Consider the following 17,001-nt stretch of genomic DNA (forward strand, 5'->3'; position numbering starts at 1 on the left):
CCGTCAGTCGGCCCACCGGTTTCCCCGGTGATCGGCAAGTTTCCCCGGTGATCGGCAAGGCGGAGCGGTCTAGCCCGATTTGCGGCGTTGCATCCACGAGAAATCCCATGCATGCTCTCTGTGACTGCTTCGTCACCCTGTTTCACGAAGAATATCGACAAAGGACGCTACTGCGCGCGTACCGGGAGGTATTGGTGATCGACAACCGCTCGCCACACTGGCACAAGCCCCACTATGCCCAACCCGAGCGCGAGGCGGACCTGTTTGCCGTACTTGACGGGGCGGACGTATCCGAGCCGGTCCGGGCGGCCGTGGCACACGCGCTGAAACGCCCTCCGCAGTTCCCCCGGCAATCCGGTCCCAGTTGGCCGGAGCAGGCCACCCACACCCGCTACACGCTGCACCTCACCTTCCCCGCCGCGAACCTGGACGAGGCGCGGGCGCACGCGGTCAGCTACGCCGAAGGGCTCAGCGTGCTCCGACCCGAGGTCGGAGTGCACGCGCCCCTGCTCTCCCGGGCCGACACCTGGAACCACATCGAACCGCTCTTCTGTGGCGCGGTCGGACCGGACGACGAGGTCTGCGCGGACGTACGCGAGCACCCCGGCTTCCATCGCGCGGCCGGCCTCGGTGGCCTGAGCTGGGGTGGCAGCGACGCGGCTCCCGGTCTGCGCTGAACAGCGCCGGTCTGCGCCGAACAGCGTCGTCGGGCGCCGGGTCAGCCGGCGGTCGGGGTGGGGATCACGGTCGGTGAATCGACCAGGCGGGACAGCACGATCATGCTCCGGGTCGAGGTGACGAACGGTTCCGCCCGTAGCCGTTCGAGCGCCTGTTCCAGGTGGGTGATGTCGGCCGCGCGGAGGTGGACCAGGGCGTCCGCCTCGCCGGAGACGGTGTACGCGCCCACCACCTCCGGGTGTCGCCGGGTCGCCACGGTGAGCTGCGCGGGTGTGGTGCGGCCGGTGCAGAAGAGCTCGACGAACGCCTCGGTGGTCCAGCCGACCGCGGCCGGGTCGACGACGGTGGTGAATGCCCGGATGACGCCGCCGGCGCGCAGCCGGTCGACCCGGCGCTTGACCGCCGGCGCGGAGAGTGAGACCCGGGTGCCGATCTCGGCGTACGACTGGCGCGCGTCGGCGATGAGCGACGCAATGATTCGCTGATCTATGTCGTCCATCTGCAACGTTCCGCCTCTAGCAAGCAACAGATCCGGCTGTTTGTGCAGCTTCAGCGTACCTACCCTTGGTATTCGTGAACCAGCGGCGGATCCCGCGAAAGCGGACATATCTCTTGTGCGCACCTGAGTACTTCAGCGTGCAGTACGTGATCAACCCGTGGATGGATCCCACCGCGCCGGTCGACGTCGAGTTGGCGGTCAAGCAGTGGGACCGGCTGCGGGAGACCCTGCTCGGCCTCGGCCACACGGTGCACGTACTGCACCCGGAGCCGGGCCTGCCGGACATGGTCTTCGCGGCGAACGGGGCCTTCGTGGTCGACGGAACCGTCTACGGGGCCCGGTTCAGGTACGAGCAGCGCACCGCGGAGGCGGCCGCCCACCGGGCGTTCTACGAGGCCCAGGGCTGGCGGTACGTGGCGCCGACGGTGACCAACGAGGGTGAGGGCGACTTCGCCTACCTGCCGGACGCCCACGGCGGGACGATCCTGGCCGGGTACGGCTTCCGTACTGAGGTGTCCGCACACGCCGAGGCGCAGGAGACGCTGGGCCGCCCGGTCGTCTCCCTACGCCTGGTCGACCCGCGCTTCTACCACCTGGACACCGCGCTGGCCGCGCTCGACGACCGGAACATCGCCTACTACCCGGGGGCCTTCTCGCCCGCCTCCCAGCAGGTGCTCGCCCAACTCTTCCCGGACGCCGTGCTCGCCGACGAGGTCGACGCGCTCGCCTTCGGTCTCAACCTGGTCGGCGACGGCCGGCACGTGGTCCTCAACAGCGAGGCGAGCGGTCTGGCCAGCAGGGTGGCGGCAGCGGGCTACGTGCCGGTGCCGGTCGAGCTGGGTGAGTTGAAGAAGGGTGGCGGCAGCGTCAAGTGCTGCATCGCCGAACTGCGCCACTGAGAGTCGGATGGGCGGGGAAGCCGCTGGTGTACGGCGCCCCCGCCCGAAGTACGACTAACCGAGCGTGGCCAACTCGTTGATCAGTACGTTGGAGAGCAACTGCCCGTCCCGCTGGACCTTGCGCAGGTACCACTTCTGCTGGGGGGTGCGGGGCTGGTTGAACTGCCACGGCCCACGCGGGCTGTCGATCTGCCCCACGTTGCCGAGGGCGAGGTTGACCTGCTGCGGGGTCGGGTTCGTGCCGGCGATCCGGATCGCCTTGTTCAACACCTGCGCGGCGTCGTACGAGGCCATCGCGTACGTGGTCGGCGAGGCGCCGTGCGCCTTGCGGAACGCCGACGCGAATCGGCGATTGGCCGCGTTGTTGAGGTCGGCCGAATAGTTCAGGGCGGTGAAGATCCCCTCTGCCTCCTCCGGCTTGAGTTCGTTCAGCACCGTGCCCTCGGTCAGGAAACCCGGCGCGTAGATCGTTTTGCGGTAGCCGGAGCCGCGTAGCTGCTTGACGAACTCCACCGCCGCCGCACCGGCGTAGAAGCAGAAGATCGCATCCGGGTCCCGGTCCTGGAGCTGTTCGATCTTGGCCGAGAAGGCGCCCTTGCCGGGATTGGTGGAGAATTCGGTCCAGAGAACCGGACCGGCGATTCGCGGATCGGCCGCTCCGAACCCCCGTTGGAAGCCGGCCACCGCGTCCCGGCCGCTCTGCCCGTCCGGGGCGATAATGGCGACCTTCTGTCCGCGCGGAATCTTTCCGGCCACGTACGGCGCGATTGCCCGCCCGGGCTCGTCGTTGACGTACGACGTGCGCCAGATGTAGACGACGCTCTGCAGGGTGGACGGCGAGGCGTTCGAACCGACCAGCGGCACCTTCGCCTGTTCGACCGCGTCCCGGATGCCGAGCATCACCGACGAGTCCACCACGCCGGTCAGGGCGAGCACGTTCTGCTTGAGCAGCCCGTCCAGGGCGGCCTTGCCGGTCTGGGCGGTCTCGCCCTCGTCGGCCTGGACCAACTCCACCGGGTGCCCGCCGAGCCGCCCTTCGTTGAGGGCGAGGAAGAGCTGGAAACCCTTCACGATCTCGTCGCCGATGGGCTTGTAGCCGCCCGTCTGCGGAGCGAGGAGGCCGATCCGGACCGACCGGTCACTGACCGGTCCGCCGTCCGCCGCCACCGTCCCGGTGTCGGTACTACACGCGGCGGCGAGCCCGGTGCCGCCGAGTGCGGCAAAGAGTTTGAGCGCCTGCCTGCGGTCCATCTGCGACACAGATTGTTCCTCCCCGAACGTCAATGGGCGGCCCACAGCCCCTCCGCGTTTTACCGGGTTGGCGACGCTGCGTCAATGCCGCTCGATCATCTGTTCAAGGAATGAGATGCTAGGGATGCAGTGACGCCAGTGCCTCTGTCACGGTGGTCCACCGTGGCGATTCGGGATCGATGAGACCGAAATGCTCACAATCAGGTAACTCAATCAACTGACAATTCGCCCCGGCTGCCGCCGCGTACCGCCGGCTCATCCGCACCGGTACCTGTTGGTCGAGGGTTCCGTGCACGATTACTGTTCGTATGTAATTTGGCACTTGCGAAGGTGAATGTCCCGGTGGTGAATCCGGGTCCCCGGGCGATCCGAGCGCGGCGTACGGGTCACTGGCCGCGTACCGGTCCGGGAACTCGTCCGGACCACCGCCGAGCAGCGCCGCGACCGCCCCGTCGTCAAGATCAAGTCGGTACGCCTCGGCCAGGTCGGTCACCGGCGCGAGCGCGAGCACGCCACCCACCCGGCCCGGCAGATAGCGGGCGCAGTGCAGTGCGAGCTGCCCGCCCGCCGAGTGGCCCAGCAGGATCGGCGCGGCCGGAACCGGGTCCGGCGACGCCGCCCCGGTGTCCGGCCGGAGCAGCCCGGCGACGAGCGCCGGCAGCGCGGCAACCCCGGCGAGCGCGTCGTCCAGGGTGCCCGGCCAACCACCGCCCGCCTGCCCGGTACGCCGGTACTCCAGCTGCGCCACCGGATAACCCCGGGCGGCCAGATCGGCGGCGAGCGGCGAGGTGTGGAGGCGGTCGTACTCGGCCCGCCAGAAGCCTCCATGGATCACCACGACGAGTGGACGGGGTGGGCCGGCCACGGCGGCGGGCAGCCGTACGTCAGCGAGGTGTTCGCGGCCCGGGCCGTAGCGGACAGTGGCGTCGGGTGCGGGCGCGGCGCGGGTGAGCACGGCCCGGGGGTCGGGATACACCGCCAGACGGTATCTCGGGACCGGCCGGTGGCCGATCCGCGTGCTGCGTGAAAATGGGGGCATGACCGATGCCTCGCGCCCCGAGAACGAGAACGACGAGTCGCCCCGCCCGGAGACCGGCCGGCCCGGCACCGTGGTGGTGGTCGGACCCGACGGCCAGCCGGTCGGCACCGTGCCGATCGGTGGTGACAAGCAGGGCGAGGACCCGGGCAGCCTGATCGAGCAGCCGGCGAAGGTGATGCGGATCGGCAGCATGATCAAGCAGCTGCTGGAGGAGGTGAAGGCGGCGCCGCTGGACGAGGCGAGCCGGCACCGCCTGCGCGAGATCCACCAGCGGTCGATCGTCGAACTGGAGGATGGTCTCGCCCCCGAACTCCGGGAGGAGCTGGAGCGGCTCTCCCTGCCGTTCGAGGAAGGGGTGACTCCGAGCGAGGGCGAACTGCGCGTCGCGCAGGCCCAGCTCGTCGGCTGGCTCGAAGGGTTGTTCCACGGCATCCAGGCCGCGCTGGTGGCCCAGCAGATGGCGGCCCGGCTCCAGCTGGAGCAGATGCGCTCGGGTGGGCGTCAGGCGCTCCCGATCGGCCCCCAGGGTGCCGGCATGATGCCGGGCCTGCCCGGCCAGCCGGGGGAGAACCCGAATACGGGCCAGTACCTCTGATCCCGGCGGCAGCGTACGGTCGGAGGGTGGTGGGATCCGGTCGAGACCGAACCCCACCACCCTGCGGGTCAAGCCGGATGCGGCTCAGTACCTACCGGTGCAGGCGATGATGGTCTGCCGGCCGGCGGCGAGCGTCACGGGGCGGAGCACCACGTTCAGGCGGCCGACTCGGCCGCGCCGTACAACTCCTCCAGGTAGGCCGCCACCCCGTCCTGCTCGTTGCTGAGGGTCACCGCGTCGGCGACCTCCAGCACCGCCGGGTGCGCGTTCGCCACCGCCACCGCACGACCCGCCCAGGCGAGCATCGGCAGGTCGTTCGGCATGTCGCCGAAGGCGACCACCTGGTCTGCGCGCAACCCGTAGCGGGCGCAGAACCAGGCCAGCCCGGCCGCCTTGGTCACTCCGGCAGCGGAGATCTCCGCCAGCCCGGAGGAGGACGAGTGGGTGGCCTCGGCCAGCCCGGCCACCGCCCCGGCCACCACCTGGACAAAGACGTCCGGGTCCTGGGTGCCGGCTCGGGCGAGCAGCTTGACCGCCGGAAGCGAGAAGAGTTCCTCCGGTGACTCGATGCCCCGGACGTCGGGGTCGCCGGCTTCCCAGCGCAGTGGCCAGTCAGCCTCGTGCCGCATCTGCCGGCCGTCGGTGATCTCCACCGCGAGCCGTACGCCGGGCACCTCGGCCCGGAGCCGGCGGGCCACCTCGGCGAGCAACTCCGGGGCGAGCGGGTCGGCCCGCAGCACCACGTCGTCGACCGGGTCGTACACCACGGCTCCGTTGGCGCAGATCGCCGGAACGGTGCCGTGCAGCTGCTCGTACACCCGTTGCAGCCAACGGATCGGCCGCCCGGTGACCAGCACGACCTGGGCGCCGACCGCCGTGCAACGGGCGAGCGCGTCGGCGGTGCGGGCGCTCACCGTCCGGTCCTGTCGGACCAGGGTGCCATCGAGGTCGGTGGCGATGAGCCGGGGCAGTTGGTCCATCAACGGGACAGTAGCCGGTCCAGGTAGACGGCCACGCCGTCGTCGTCGTTGCGAAGGGTGATCTCGTCGGCGATCGACCGTACCGTCGGGTGGGCGTTGCTCACGGCCACCCGACCCCATCCCGCCCACTCGAACATCGGCAGGTCGTTCGGCATGTCGCCGAAGACCAGCACCTCCGCCGGGTCGACCCCGAGGGAGTCGGCGACCACGGCCAGCCCGGTCGCCTTGTCCACCCCCGGCGGGCAGATCTCGATGAAGCCCAGCCCGGCCTGGGTGACCGTGGCCTGCTCCGGCGGCACGATCCGGCGCGCCGCGTCCAGCAGCGCGTCCACGTCGTGATCCGGGGTACGGGCAAACGCCTTGATCACGTCGGTGGCACAGCAGTCGAGCCGGGTACGGGCCTCGAACCGCTCCGGGTACGGCCAGGTCGGGTCGAAGTCTCCCCAGAGCGGGGCGTCCTCGGCGTCCAACGCCTCGACCATGACGGTCAGCGGACCGACCCCGGCCTCCAACGCGGCCAGCAGCTTGGCCAGTTCCGTACCGGGCAGCCGCTCGTCGCGCAGCACCACCAGACCGGCCGGGTCGGTCTGGTCGACCACCCAACCACCGCCCGCCATCACCAGGAAATCCGCGGCCCGGATGTCGTTGCGGCTCAACTCCGCCAGCCGGGGGCCACGGCCGGTGGCGCCGACCACCGGGATGCCGGCGGCACGTACCCGGTCGAGCACCTCGTGGGTGAAGGCCGAGACCGTGTCGTCGCTGCGGACCAGGGTGCCGTCCAGATCGGTGGCGACCAGCTTGGGCAGACCGGGTCGGGGCATGGTTCCTCCTCCGCCCCGCCTCCTCCGTCGGCCCTTGCGAGCTGGTGGGATTCGTCCAGTCCGGGGCCGGTCCGCGAGGGCGGGGGAGCAACCGTATCTCACACCGTGCGACGTGCCCATGACTTCCCGGCGAATAGTCCGGGACCAGCGCGCGGGTACGCGACGACCGGCCCACCCTGGTGGTACGGGGTGGGCCGGTCGGCTGTCGTTCGGGTGTCGGCCTCTGCGGGCGAGAGGTCGAAGGGTTGGGCTCAGCTCGGTTCGAGCACGTCCCGGCCGCCGAGATAGGGCTGGAGCGCCTTGGGGATCCGTACCGAACCGTCCGGTTGCTGGTGGTTCTCCAGGATCGGCACCAACCACCGGGTCGTGGCGAGCGTGCCGTTGAGCGTCGCGACGAACTGTGGCTTGCCGTCTTCGTCCCGGTAGCGCACGTTCAGCCGCCGAGCCTGGAAGCTGGTGCAGTTCGACGTCGAGGTGACCTCCCGGTAACGCCCCTGCGACGGCACCCATGCCTCACAGTCGTACTTGCGGGCGGCGCTGGAGCCGAGGTCACCCGCTGCCACGTCGATCACCCGGTACGGGATCTCCACCTTGGCGAGCATCTCCTCTTCCCAGGCCAGCAGCCGCAGGTGCTCCTCGTGCGCCTGTTCCGGCCGGCAGTACGAGAACATCTCGACCTTGTCGAACTGGTGCACCCGCATGATCCCCCGGGTGTCCTTGCCGTACGACCCGGCCTCCCGGCGGAAGCAGGACGACCAGCCGGCGTAGCGCAGCGGTTCGTCCCCCAGCTTCAGGATCTCCTGCGAGTGGTACGCGGCCAGCGGCACCTCGCTGGTCCCGACCAGGAAGAGGTCGTCCGCCTCCAACCGGTACACCTCGCTGGCGTGCGCGCCGAGGAACCCGGTGCCCTCCATCGACTCCGGTTTGACCAGCGCGGGGGTGATGGCGGGGATGAAGCCGTACTCCACCGCCTGGGCGATGGCGAGCTGGAGCAGGCCGAGCTGGAGCAGGGCGCCCACCCCGGTCAGGTAGTAGAACCGGCTGCCGGAGACCTTCGCACCGCGCTCGACGTCAATCGCCCGCAGCGCCTCGCCGATCTCCAGGTGGTCCCTGGGGTTCTCGATCGTGGGGCGGGTGCCGACCTCGCGCAGCACGACGAAGTCGTCCTCGCCGCCGGGCGGCGCCCCCTCCTCGACCACGTTCGGGACCGCGAACTGCGCCCGGCGCAGCGCCGCCTCGGCGTCGCTGACGGCCGCCTCGGCCGTCTTCACCTCGACCGAGAGCTCCTTCGTACGCGCCAGCAGCGCGGTCCGCTCGTCACCGTTGGCCCGGGGCATCTGCTTGCCGAGCTGTTTCTGCTCGGCCCGCAGCGCCTCGAACCGCCCGACCGCGGCCCGTCGCTGCTCGTCGGCGCGGAGCAGGTCGTCGACGACCGAGTCGGACTCGCCACGGGCACGCTGGCTGGCACGGACGGTTTCCGGTTCGTCGCGAAGCAGACGCAGGTCAATCACGGGAAGTGAGCCTACCGGGAACGGTGCGGCGGCTTCACCGCGATATCGGCTGAGCGTGGGCGTCGGTGCGCATCGAGGGGTCAGCGGCCTTCGGGTGTTTCGGGTGTGGCGAACGGTGCGGTCGGGCCGACCGTCAGGTCCCGTGGCTGAGCTTCCAGTTCGTCGCCCGAACCACCGGCGCTCTGCTGCCGGCGCCAGGAGAAGACGCTCTCCTCGTTATCCGCCTCGGCCGGCTCCGGATCGTCGTTCGCCGAGGTGGCCGGTGTGCTCGGGGCCGGATCGGGTCGGTTCCGCCGGCCGGCCAGGATGAGCGCGAGCCCGAAGAAGCCGATGCCGACGTACGCGGCCGTCAGGCCCCGGCCGTAGCGGATGTTCAGCGCGGGGTCCGTCATGAACAGGCCGAGCCGGGCGATGTCGTCCAGCGTCAGCGTGGCGGCGACCAGTACGGCCAGCACCGCCCCGGCGAGCGCCAGTCCGAGTATCCGCACGTCGCGCCGTACGCGGGACGAGCCGAAGAGGACCAGCGCCAGGCAGCAGACGACGCCGAAGAGCCCGAACAGGTAGGCGACGCCGAAGCCGTCGAGCTGCGCCACCCCGGCTGGTGCGCGGCCGCTGGGGCCGCCGTCGGCGCCGAAGCCGGGCACCTCCACGATGGTCCACTCGCCGACCAGCGAGGCGAAGGCGGCCACTGCGCCGATTCCGCCGAGTACCGGCAGCAGCCGGGCGTCCCGGGCGAGGCGGGCGAGCAGCTCTCCCCGCCCGCGGGCGCGGGCCGGCTCGGCCTGGTCGCCCCACTCCACCACGGCGACGCCGTCCGACCGGACATCCTGCCGGGGGATCGGATGATCCTGGGACATGGCCGAGCCCTTTCCGGGTAGCGGTCCTCGCCGCATCATGACACAGCTTCCTGACCGCGCGACGATCCGTGACTCGCGGCACGCTGAACCGTCGGCCTCGGCCCTCTCCGTCGCATCGCCAGCCGCTTTGGACTAGCGTCGTGGGCATGCCTATCCGTAGTGCTTCCGCCCGCTGGCAGGGCAATCTGACCGAAGGTTCCGGCACGATCCGCACCGGCAACGGCGGACTCGAAGGGAACTACTCATTCAAGTCCCGTTTCCAGGAGGGTGAGGGGACCAACCCCGAGGAGCTGATCGGCGCGGCCCACGCCGGCTGCTTCTCGATGGCCTTCTCGAAGGGCCTCGCCGACGCCGGGTTCACCCCGACCTCTGTGGAGACCACGGCAAAGGTCCACCTGGACAAGACCGACGGTGGATTCTCCGTCACCCGGATCGACCTCGAAACCGTCGGGGACGTGCCGGGCATCGACGCCGCCGATTTCCAGAAGATCGCCGAGGGTGCGAAGGAGAACTGCCCGATCTCCCGGCTGCTCTCCCCGGGTGCCGAGATTTCCCTGGTCGCACGCCTCTCCGCCTGAGCGGAGGCGCTGACCCGCAGAACCACTGAGCGCGGTGTTCGTGGCACACCCGTGCCCGTCGACCATTGGCGGGCGCGGCTGCCGGGGCACCGCGCTCAACCGTTCCGGCGTACGGATCCGGCACAATGGTGGGCGTGCCGGTCGAGATGAACCGCGAACGTTTCGAGGAACTGGTCGGTGAGGCGCTCGACGAGGTCCCCGCCGAACTGCTCGGTCTGATGAGCAACGTGGTGATCCTGGTGGAGGACGACTCGCCCGCAGGCGAGCCGGAACTGCTCGGACTGTACGAGGGCCACGCGCTGACCAGCCGGGGCTGGGACTACTCCGGGGTTCTGCCGGACCGGATCTTCATCTACCGTCGCCCGATCCTGCGCATCTGTGACAGCGACGAGGACGTCGTCGACGAGATCGCGGTTACCGTGGTACACGAGATCGCCCACCACTTTGGCATCGACGATGAGCGGCTGCACGCGCTCGGCTGGGGCTGAGGCGCCCGTTCCACCGTCCGGTTGACGTACGCCGTCGATTCTGCCGCTGTCCGCGCTTGCGTTGGCTGCCTATCCTCGGGCCACAACCCCGACCAGGAGGAACGCCAATGCGCAGCGCGCTGTTCTCCGCGGAGAACCTGGAGAAGGAGTCCGCTCAGCCCGGCCTGCGGCTGCAGAACTCCAAGATGCTGAAGATCGAGCTGAACGGCGAGGCGATGGCCCGCGTCGGTTCGATGGTCGCCTACCAGGGCCAGGTGCAGTTCCAGGCCCTCGGCTCCGGGGGCCTCGGCAAGTTCCTCAAGCAGAAGCTCACCGGCGAGGGTGTGCCACTGATGAAGGTCGTCGGCCACGGCGACGTCTTCCTCGCCGACTACGCCAGTGACGTGCACCTGATCGACCTGGACCACGGCGACGCCTTGTCGATCAACGGTTCCAGCGTGCTGGCCTTCGACTCGACCCTGCAGTACGACATCAAGATGGTCGGCGGAGCCGGTATGGCCTCCTCCTCCGGCCTGTTCAACTGTGTGTTCACCGGTCAGGGCCGGATCGCGATCACCACCAAGGGCACCCCGGTCGTGCTCAACGTGGACCAGCCGACGTACGTCGACCCGCAGGCGGCGGTCTGCTGGTCGGCGAGCCTGCAGACCGGCTACCACCGGGCCGAACAGCTCGGCCTCGGCACGCTGCTCGGACGCCGGACCGGCGAGGCTTTCACGATGAGCTTCGCCGGGCAGGGTTTTGTGGTGGTGCAACCCTCCGAGGAGCCGCCGATTCAGGGCAGCGGCCAGCAGGAGCAGCAGGGCGGCCTGCTCGGTGGTCTGCTCAGCTGAGCGGCACCGCTTCGGCGGTCGGGGCCGGTCGGGTGACCGGTCCCGCCGCCGAGACGACGGCTCCGGCCCGACCGGGCGGTCAGCTCAGCTCGCCGGCCCGGAGCCGGGCGAGCCAGGCGGTCGCGTCGGCGTAGTCGGCGTCGGAGAGGCCGGGCGGCGCCGGCACCGGCCGCTCGTGCGGAGCCACCCCCCAACGGTGTCGGGGATAGGAGCCGAGGAACCGTACGTCGGCGCAGATCCGGCGGAGCCCGCGTAGCGCTTCCCCGACCCGGTCGTCGGCGACGTGGCCGGTGCAGTCGAGGAAGAAGACGTACCGGCCGAGCGCCTCGCCGGTCGGGCGGGACTCGATCCGGGTCAGGTTCACCCCGCGTACGGCCAGTTCCATCAGCACGGCGAGCAGCGCGCCGACCCGGTCGTGGGCGATGAAGACCGCCAGCGAGGTCACGTCGTCACCGGTCGGTGGCGGCGGTGAGCTGGGCCGGGTGACGAGCACGAACCGGGTGACCGCGTCGCCGTGGTCGGCGATCTTCTCGGCCAGTACGGCGAGTCGCTGCCGGGTCACCCCGATCGGCGCGCAGATGGCGGCATCCTGCTCCCCGGCGGCGGCTGCCGCGGCGGCCGCGCCGTTGGAGAGCACGTCGACCACGGTGGCGTTCGGCAGCTGTTCCCGTAGCCACCCTCGGCACTGGGTGGAGGCCTGCGGGTGGGCCGCGACCGTCCGGATCTCGGTCAAAGACCGACCTGGGCGGGCGGCGAGGACGAACTCGACCGGCAGCACCACTTCGCGGGCGATCATCAGGGGTGCGCCGTCGACGATCTCGTCGAAGGTGACCCCGACCGCGCCACCGATCGAGTTCTCCAGCGGCACCAGAGCCGCGTCGGCGTCGTCGTGTCGGACCGCGTCAAGCGCCTCCGGCACGCTGCGGGCCGGCGTACGGCTGCCCCGCTCGGCGGCGGGAATGGTACGCAGCGCCTGCTCGGCGAAGGTGCCTTCGGGACCGAGGTAGACGAATCGGGTCGGCGGTATGCCGGGCATGAGCTCCAGCCTACGCACCGGGTACGGGCGGCGGCGTGGTGTACCCGCCGGGCAGTGCCGGCGGAGCCTCACAGGCGGCGGTACGGATGCCGGCGGGCGCTTCCGTACGCACCGGGATGCTGCAAACGTCGGTGCCCGCGGTGACCAGCGTCAGTGACGTGGCCGACCCCTTGGAGACCACCTGGAGTGGTTCCCGGTTAGCGACCTGGACCACCGTGTACTGCCAGGTCCCGGCGCAGAGCGGGCCGGGCGCCGGTACGGTCGCCTGGATGCCGCCCGGGATCAGGCTGGATGAGCGGCGCAGCAGGGCGACCACCTGGTCGCCGCTCGGCCGGCCCTGGCAGGCGACGGCGGTCGCCTCGCCGAACCCGGGGGTGCGGGTCGGTTCGAGGGTCCGGCTCGGGACGACCGGTGTGGCCGGAACGCTCGGGGTGGGAGTTGCCGCGGACGGCGACGGGAGGCGGCTGCCGGGCGGCTGCCGCAACTCCGGCGGCGTGCCGCAGCCGGCCAGCACGAGGGAACCGAGGAGCAGGCCACCGGCGACGAGCCGGCGGGCCACTGCGGTGTGTGGGAGTGGTGCGCGAAGCACGGGCCGATTCCTTGAGCCGAGGCGGAGTGGCCGATCAGTTGACCGAGCCCATGGTAGGCCCGCCGCCCGCAGCCGGGAAGATGCTCAAGCGGAGACGCGGTGCCCGGCATGGGTGAGCGTGGCCAGCGCCTCGGCGAGGCGGACCGCCGGCACCATCAGGTAGTCGGTGTCGTAGGTGGAGAACGCGAAGATGTTCACCCTGGCGTCCGCGAGCGGTACGACCAGCGAGGCGAGGATCCCGGTCAGTGCCAGGTCGAGGGGGCCGGCGACCCGCAGACAGCGCCACGGTGTCTCGACGGTCGCCCCGTCCGGCGCCCGATCGGCCCGGCAGATGATCGACACCTCGTCCGAGGTCCAGGTCACCGACATGAGGCCGGAATCCGCCGAACCGCTCAGCAGGCCGGCGGGGATCGACGAGCCGGCTGGCAGCCGACACACCGCGTATTCCTCCGGGAGCAGAGCGATATCCAACATGAGGGCACCTTACGGTGAGCTGGGGTTTGGTCCCAACTCCTTGGTATGCGGCGAACGCCACAGCGGGTGCCGGGTGGTCACACCCTGGCGAGGAAGGTGAGGGAGCCGGCGACCGCGCCGCCGACCAGGAGCGGGGTGGCGATCGCGTCGACGGTCGTGTCGGCGGCCGGGGTGGCGCCGGTCTGCACCCGGAGCAGGCCGCGGGCGAGTCGCCCGGAGCTGAGGGCGAGCAGTGGCGGGATCTTGTCGGCTTCCTGCTCGGTCAGTTCGCCCCGCGCCGCGGTGAAGTCCAGCAGGCGCAGTTCGCCGCCGAGCAACGGTTGGCCGATCACCTCCGTCGGCGGTTTCAGGCCGAGCAGCGTGCAGCAGGAGACGGAGATCGCACCGATGGTGGCGCGCAGGTCGATGAGGAGGCACGGCTCGGCGGCCCGGGAGACGGTGGCGGACCAGTGGGCGAAGCTGTCGGACTCGTAACCCGATGAGGTGCCGTCGCCCTGGGGCACGAACGCCTCTGTGAGTGAGAGTTCGACGTGGGCCACCGCGCCTCCTATGCACTCCACCAACCGCACCCACGCTAGCCGACCGACGATTCGCCGGTGTTCACCCCCGGTGGGGACGTCGCGACGGCGAGCCACGACACCGCGCCGGTCCCGAGCAGGGCGGAGCGGTGCCGCGTCGGGGACAAAGCGGACGCCCGCCCCGATAGGTGACGCTGGCTGGTGACGTTACCGGTGGCTGGCCCGCTTGTCAGCGGCCGTTCGGCCGTCCTCGTACCAGCGGTAGTCGGCTGCGGACCGATACGGGCCGTTCAACCAGGTGGAAGGCGCCTGTGCGACCTGCGAGAGTTTTTCGGCGGTGGCGGCGCTGATGCGGGTGCCGCCGGCGACCAGAAGCCGGTCCAACTCGCGGTGGGTCGCGACCAGACACTCCTTCGGCAGCCCGTAGACGCTGATCACGCCGGACCCGACGAAGGTGAGCACCGGCGTGACCGGAATGCTCAGCCCGACCGCGGTGGAGAGCGCCTTGCTGGCTCGTTTGGCGTCCCGGCGCGCCTCGGCGACGTACGTCGGGCGCTTGCCGTTGATCTGCACCACGTCCCCGGCGATCATCACGCGGGCCCGACCGTGATCGGCGATGGTGACCGCGAAGAGTCCACTGGGTCCGATCGCGAGGAAGCTGGCCCGGTCGTCCCGGGCGGCGCGGTCCAGGTCGAGCGGGTGGGCGGACGAGAGGTCGGCACGGGGGAAGTCGATCACGTGCCAGGAGGGGCCGAGGTGGTCGAGCTGGTTGAGTGCGCGGGCACCCGCTGCCTCGACCCGGCGAGCCTCGCGTTCGGCCCGGCGGCGACGAGCCCAGTCCAATGGGGTGGGTCGGACGGTCTCGAGAGTGGCGGACGGTCCGGTCGGTGGCGGTGCGGGTAGGGCTCGGGCGGTGGGTACCGCGCGACGCGCAGGAAACACAGTCATCGTGACCTCCGGCAAAAGGTCCCTCGGGTTATGTCTTCACTACCGTACGTGGCCACACGGGTGGTTCTGCAAGACGAACCGCTGAGTGAGTATGGATGAATGCCACATTCACCCCCAGCCCGTTTTCCCGGATGGTGACAAGTCCTGCCCTACGCTTCGATGGTGACACACTTCGTCGACAGCGAGGTAGGCCAACTTCGTACCGTGCTGCTGCACCGCCCGGGCGGCGAACTCGCCCGGCTCACACCACGGAACAACGGCTCCCTGCTCTTCGACGCCATCCCGTGGGTCGGGCGGGCACAGGAGGAACACGACGCCTTCGCGGCCGCCCTCGCCGCACGCGGCGTCGAAGTTCTCTACCTGGGGAATCTGCTGGCCGAGACCCTCGCCCTGCCCGAGGCCCGAGCCGAACTGACCGAACAGGTGCTGGCCGACCCCCGGCTCGGCGAGACCCTCCGGCGACGGGTCGCGGACCACCTGACGTACCTCGACCCGGCCGCGCTCGCCGGCGTACTCATCGCCGGGCTCGCACACGAGGAACTCCGTACGAGTTGGGACCGCCCCGGCGGCTTGGTCTACACGTTGCTCGGCCGACACGAGTTCGTCATCGACCCGTTGCCGAACCTTCTCTTCACCCGGGATTCATCCACCTGGATCAAAGACCATGCCGCAGTGACGAGTCTCACCATGCCGGCCCGGCAACGGGAGACCTCGTTGACCGACGCGATCTACCGGCACCACCCCCGGTTCGGCGGCACCCCGTTTGTCTACCAACCGGGTCTGGAGCGGATCGAGGGCGGCGACGTGCTGCTGCTCGCCCCTGGCGTGATCGCCGTCGGGGTCGGCGAACGGACCACCCCGGCCGGCGCCGAACGGCTCGCCCGCCGGGTCTTCGGGGCCGGGCTGGCCCACACGATCCTGGTGGTCCCGATCGCGCAGGAACGCGCCACCATGCACCTGGACACGATCTGCACCATGGTCGACGTCGACCTGGTGCTGATGTACGCCAACGTCGCCGACACCCTCACGGCGTACACCGTGATCGCCGGCCCCGACGGCGAGCCGCAGGTCGACGGGCCGGCGCCGTTCCTGCGGGCCGCAGCCGACGCGATGGACCTGGAGACACTGCGGGTCATCGACACCGGCCTCGACCCGGTCACCGCCGAACGCGAGCAGTGGGACGACGGCAACAACACCCTGGCGCTGGCGCCCCGGCTCTGCGTCGCCTACGAGCGCAACGTCGAGACGAACGCGCAGTTGGAACGGGCCGGCATCGAGGTGATCCGGATCGCCGGCTCCGAACTCGGCTCGGGTCGCGGCGGACCGAGGTGCATGTCCTGCCCGCTGGTACGCGACCCGCTGCTGAGGGAGCCGCTGTTGAACGAGCCGCTGTTGAACGACCCGCTGGTACGCGACCCGCTGCCGGGACGGCTCAGCGCAGGGTGAGCTGCCGGCCCACGAGCCCCTGGCGGGCGCGGCGGGCGGCACCGTCCAGCGGCGTCGGGTCGGCGAGTACGGCGGCGTACCGCTTGGCGAAGTCGGCCAGCGGGGCCTCCCACTCGTCCGCCTCGGGGGCGCGGGGCAGGTCCCAGACCGGGACGAGCCGGCCGTGTGCCCGGAACATCCCGGCGAACCGGGTGCCGTCGCCGAGCGTCAGCTCACCGGCGGCGCTCAGCCGGGAGAGGGCGTCCAGGGCGGCGTCCTCGTCGTCCGGCAGGACCCAACGTACGTGGCTCTTCTCCGGCACCCGGCACCAGTACGCGGCCGGAGCCGCCGCCAGCCGTACGGTCGGGTAGATCGAGGCGTTGGCCCGTTCCAGCGACGCCTGCACGGTCGGATCGTCCGCGGCGTCGGCGTCGAGCCAGAAGTCGAAACCCTCGTGCATGCTGATGTCGAGCCGGTCGGTCGCCAGCAGGTCCTGCAGGCGGGGGCCGACGCCGGGCAGCGGCGGCACCGTGACCTGCTGACCGGGCTCGCTCTCCAGCGCCGCCAGCAGCGCGACCGCCAGGTCCCGGGAGACGTCGCCGGACTGGTCGTGGCGCTGCAGGCCGATGAAGACCCGCCCGTCCGGCTTGGTCATCGCCGGCCAGGCCATGGGGAGCACGGTGGCGAGCGTGACCGGGCGATCACCGTACTGCTCGACCAGCTCGGGGGTGAGCCGCAGCGGCGAGGAGGCGGCCGGTACGAGTTCGCGCAGCGCGATCCACTCGGCCTCGTCGGCGAGTCCCTCGAAGGGCCGGGGGACGAAGACGTCGCGGACCTTCTGCCGCTTCTCCTTCGCTGGCCGCTGGCCTTCGGCCGCGGCGTTGTTCGAACTGGCTTCGGCCACGGTCCGGGTCTGCTTTCGACGCTTGCTCACGGCGAGACAGCCTAGATGATTGCGTGCCGGTACTCGGGCCGCCCGGCGGAT

Annotated in this window: 20 protein-coding genes; 7 read left to right on the forward strand and 13 right to left on the reverse strand. The window is 70.6% G+C overall.

Annotation, left to right across the window (positions count from 1 at the left end; translation table 11 throughout):
* The first annotated feature begins 194 nt into the window (after nt 1-194).
* The gene (locus tag BDK92_RS18305) at nt 195-677 is read left to right on the forward strand and encodes a hypothetical protein (protein WP_147457042.1); all 483 of its coding nucleotides are present in this window, start codon (nt 195-197) and stop codon (nt 675-677) included.
* A gap of 41 nt (nt 678-718) precedes the next feature.
* On the opposite strand, the gene BDK92_RS18310 is transcribed toward BDK92_RS18305, so the two are convergent.
* Nucleotides 719-1,183, reverse strand: coding sequence for an Lrp/AsnC family transcriptional regulator (locus BDK92_RS18310; RefSeq protein WP_121157802.1), 465 nt, complete (start codon nt 1,181-1,183; stop codon nt 719-721).
* A gap of 59 nt (nt 1,184-1,242) precedes the next feature.
* Here BDK92_RS18310 and ddaH point away from each other — a divergent pair, with 59 nt between their 5' ends.
* Nucleotides 1,243-2,076 (forward strand): dimethylargininase, encoded by an 834-nt coding sequence (ddaH, locus tag BDK92_RS18315; protein WP_211349278.1) that lies wholly within the window; start codon nt 1,243-1,245, stop codon nt 2,074-2,076.
* Nucleotides 2,077-2,130: 54 nt separating this feature from the next.
* On the opposite strand, the gene BDK92_RS18320 is transcribed toward ddaH, so the two are convergent.
* Both BDK92_RS18320 and BDK92_RS18325 read right to left on the reverse strand, forming a co-directional pair.
* Nucleotides 2,131-3,336 carry an ABC transporter substrate-binding protein gene (locus BDK92_RS18320; RefSeq protein WP_121157804.1) on the reverse strand — a complete coding sequence of 402 codons (1,206 nt, stop codon included), beginning with the start codon at nt 3,334-3,336 and terminating at the stop codon, nt 2,131-2,133.
* Between the two features lie 109 nt (nt 3,337-3,445).
* Nucleotides 3,446-4,303, reverse strand: a complete 858-nt coding sequence (locus tag BDK92_RS18325) for an alpha/beta hydrolase family protein (protein ID WP_121157805.1) — start codon at nt 4,301-4,303, stop codon at nt 3,446-3,448.
* A gap of 61 nt (nt 4,304-4,364) precedes the next feature.
* Between BDK92_RS18325 and BDK92_RS18330 the strand changes: the two genes are divergently transcribed.
* Entirely contained in the window at nt 4,365-4,961 is a 597-nt protein-coding gene (locus BDK92_RS18330) for a bacterial proteasome activator family protein (RefSeq protein ID WP_121157806.1), read from the forward strand.
* A gap of 155 nt (nt 4,962-5,116) precedes the next feature.
* Here the strand turns inward: BDK92_RS18330 and BDK92_RS18335 are convergent, their stop codons facing one another.
* From BDK92_RS18335 to BDK92_RS18350, 4 genes are all read right to left on the reverse strand, one after another.
* Nucleotides 5,117-5,941: an HAD family hydrolase gene (locus tag BDK92_RS18335; RefSeq protein ID WP_121157807.1), complete on the reverse strand. Its 825-nt coding sequence runs from the start codon at nt 5,939-5,941 to the stop codon at nt 5,117-5,119.
* On the reverse strand, nt 5,941-6,762 hold the full coding sequence (locus tag BDK92_RS18340) for an HAD family hydrolase (RefSeq protein ID WP_121157808.1): 822 nt from the start codon (nt 6,760-6,762) through the stop codon (nt 5,941-5,943). Before BDK92_RS18340 ends, BDK92_RS18335 begins: the two co-directional genes overlap by 1 nt.
* A gap of 251 nt (nt 6,763-7,013) precedes the next feature.
* Entirely contained in the window at nt 7,014-8,273 is a 1,260-nt protein-coding gene (serS, locus tag BDK92_RS18345; protein WP_121157809.1) for a serine--tRNA ligase, read from the reverse strand.
* An 80-nt stretch (nt 8,274-8,353) separates the two neighbouring features.
* A complete protein-coding gene (locus tag BDK92_RS18350; RefSeq protein WP_121157810.1) occupies nt 8,354-9,130 on the reverse strand; it encodes a hypothetical protein in 777 nt (258 codons plus the stop codon).
* 146 nt (nt 9,131-9,276) lie between these two features.
* On the opposite strand from BDK92_RS18350, the gene BDK92_RS18355 reads away from it, so the two are divergent.
* The 3 genes from BDK92_RS18355 to BDK92_RS18365 all read left to right on the forward strand — a co-directional run bounded on the left by BDK92_RS18355 (nt 9,277) and on the right by BDK92_RS18365 (nt 11,026).
* The gene (locus BDK92_RS18355; RefSeq protein ID WP_121157811.1) at nt 9,277-9,708 is read left to right on the forward strand and encodes an OsmC family protein; all 432 of its coding nucleotides are present in this window, start codon (nt 9,277-9,279) and stop codon (nt 9,706-9,708) included.
* Between the two features lie 125 nt (nt 9,709-9,833).
* Nucleotides 9,834-10,196, forward strand: coding sequence for a metallopeptidase family protein (locus BDK92_RS18360; protein ID WP_211349279.1), 363 nt, complete (start codon nt 9,834-9,836; stop codon nt 10,194-10,196).
* A 107-nt stretch (nt 10,197-10,303) separates the two neighbouring features.
* Nucleotides 10,304-11,026 carry an AIM24 family protein gene (locus tag BDK92_RS18365; protein ID WP_121157812.1) on the forward strand — a complete coding sequence of 241 codons (723 nt, stop codon included), beginning with the start codon at nt 10,304-10,306 and terminating at the stop codon, nt 11,024-11,026.
* 79 nt (nt 11,027-11,105) lie between these two features.
* Here BDK92_RS18365 and pheA read toward each other — a convergent pair whose 3' ends face one another.
* The 5 genes from pheA to BDK92_RS18390 form a co-directional block, all read right to left on the reverse strand.
* Complete coding sequence (gene pheA, locus BDK92_RS18370) at nt 11,106-12,062, reverse strand: prephenate dehydratase (RefSeq protein WP_121157813.1); 957 nt, start codon at nt 12,060-12,062, stop codon at nt 11,106-11,108.
* A gap of 10 nt (nt 12,063-12,072) precedes the next feature.
* Nucleotides 12,073-12,651, reverse strand: coding sequence for a hypothetical protein (locus BDK92_RS18375; RefSeq protein WP_246017112.1), 579 nt, complete (start codon nt 12,649-12,651; stop codon nt 12,073-12,075).
* An 84-nt stretch (nt 12,652-12,735) separates the two neighbouring features.
* Nucleotides 12,736-13,125 (reverse strand): ACT domain-containing protein, encoded by a 390-nt coding sequence (locus tag BDK92_RS18380; RefSeq protein ID WP_121157815.1) that lies wholly within the window; start codon nt 13,123-13,125, stop codon nt 12,736-12,738.
* A 77-nt stretch (nt 13,126-13,202) separates the two neighbouring features.
* Nucleotides 13,203-13,664: a hypothetical protein gene (locus BDK92_RS18385; RefSeq protein WP_121157816.1), complete on the reverse strand. Its 462-nt coding sequence runs from the start codon at nt 13,662-13,664 to the stop codon at nt 13,203-13,205.
* 186 nt (nt 13,665-13,850) lie between these two features.
* A complete protein-coding gene (locus BDK92_RS18390; RefSeq protein WP_121162362.1) occupies nt 13,851-14,591 on the reverse strand; it encodes a hypothetical protein in 741 nt (246 codons plus the stop codon).
* A 159-nt stretch (nt 14,592-14,750) separates the two neighbouring features.
* Between BDK92_RS18390 and BDK92_RS18395 the strand changes: the two genes are divergently transcribed.
* A complete protein-coding gene (locus tag BDK92_RS18395; RefSeq protein WP_121157817.1) occupies nt 14,751-16,037 on the forward strand; it encodes an arginine deiminase in 1,287 nt (428 codons plus the stop codon).
* Here the strand turns inward: BDK92_RS18395 and BDK92_RS18400 are convergent.
* A complete protein-coding gene (locus BDK92_RS18400) occupies nt 16,024-16,920 on the reverse strand; it encodes a DUF5926 family protein (protein ID WP_121162363.1) in 897 nt (298 codons plus the stop codon). The genes BDK92_RS18395 and BDK92_RS18400 overlap by 14 nt on opposite strands.
* Nucleotides 16,921-17,001 lie beyond the last annotated feature (81 nt).

It is taken from the genome of Micromonospora pisi, from assembly GCF_003633685.1.
Taxonomy (GTDB): domain Bacteria; phylum Actinomycetota; class Actinomycetes; order Mycobacteriales; family Micromonosporaceae; genus Micromonospora_G; species Micromonospora_G pisi.

What these genes read in the sequence shown, in the direction of transcription:
- BDK92_RS18380 (WP_121157815.1), bottom strand. Translation starts at nt 13,125, where the DNA reads ATGTTGGATATCGCTCTGCTCCCGGAGGAATACGCGGTGTGTCGGCTG.
- BDK92_RS18365 (WP_121157812.1), top strand. Translation starts at nt 10,304, where the DNA reads ATGCGCAGCGCGCTGTTCTCCGCGGAGAACCTGGAGAAGGAGTCCGCT.
- pheA (WP_121157813.1), bottom strand. Translation starts at nt 12,062, where the DNA reads ATGCCCGGCATACCGCCGACCCGATTCGTCTACCTCGGTCCCGAAGGC.
- BDK92_RS18390 (WP_121162362.1), bottom strand. Translation starts at nt 14,591, where the DNA reads ATGACTGTGTTTCCTGCGCGTCGCGCGGTACCCACCGCCCGAGCCCTA.
- BDK92_RS18350 (WP_121157810.1), bottom strand. Translation starts at nt 9,130, where the DNA reads ATGTCCCAGGATCATCCGATCCCCCGGCAGGATGTCCGGTCGGACGGC.
- BDK92_RS18360 (WP_211349279.1), top strand. Translation starts at nt 9,834, where the DNA reads ATGGTGGGCGTGCCGGTCGAGATGAACCGCGAACGTTTCGAGGAACTG.
- BDK92_RS18335 (WP_121157807.1), bottom strand. Translation starts at nt 5,941, where the DNA reads ATGGACCAACTGCCCCGGCTCATCGCCACCGACCTCGATGGCACCCTG.
- BDK92_RS18395 (WP_121157817.1), top strand. Translation starts at nt 14,751, where the DNA reads ATGGTGACACACTTCGTCGACAGCGAGGTAGGCCAACTTCGTACCGTG.
- BDK92_RS18355 (WP_121157811.1), top strand. Translation starts at nt 9,277, where the DNA reads ATGCCTATCCGTAGTGCTTCCGCCCGCTGGCAGGGCAATCTGACCGAA.
- BDK92_RS18340 (WP_121157808.1), bottom strand. Translation starts at nt 6,762, where the DNA reads ATGCCCCGACCCGGTCTGCCCAAGCTGGTCGCCACCGATCTGGACGGC.
- BDK92_RS18330 (WP_121157806.1), top strand. Translation starts at nt 4,365, where the DNA reads ATGACCGATGCCTCGCGCCCCGAGAACGAGAACGACGAGTCGCCCCGC.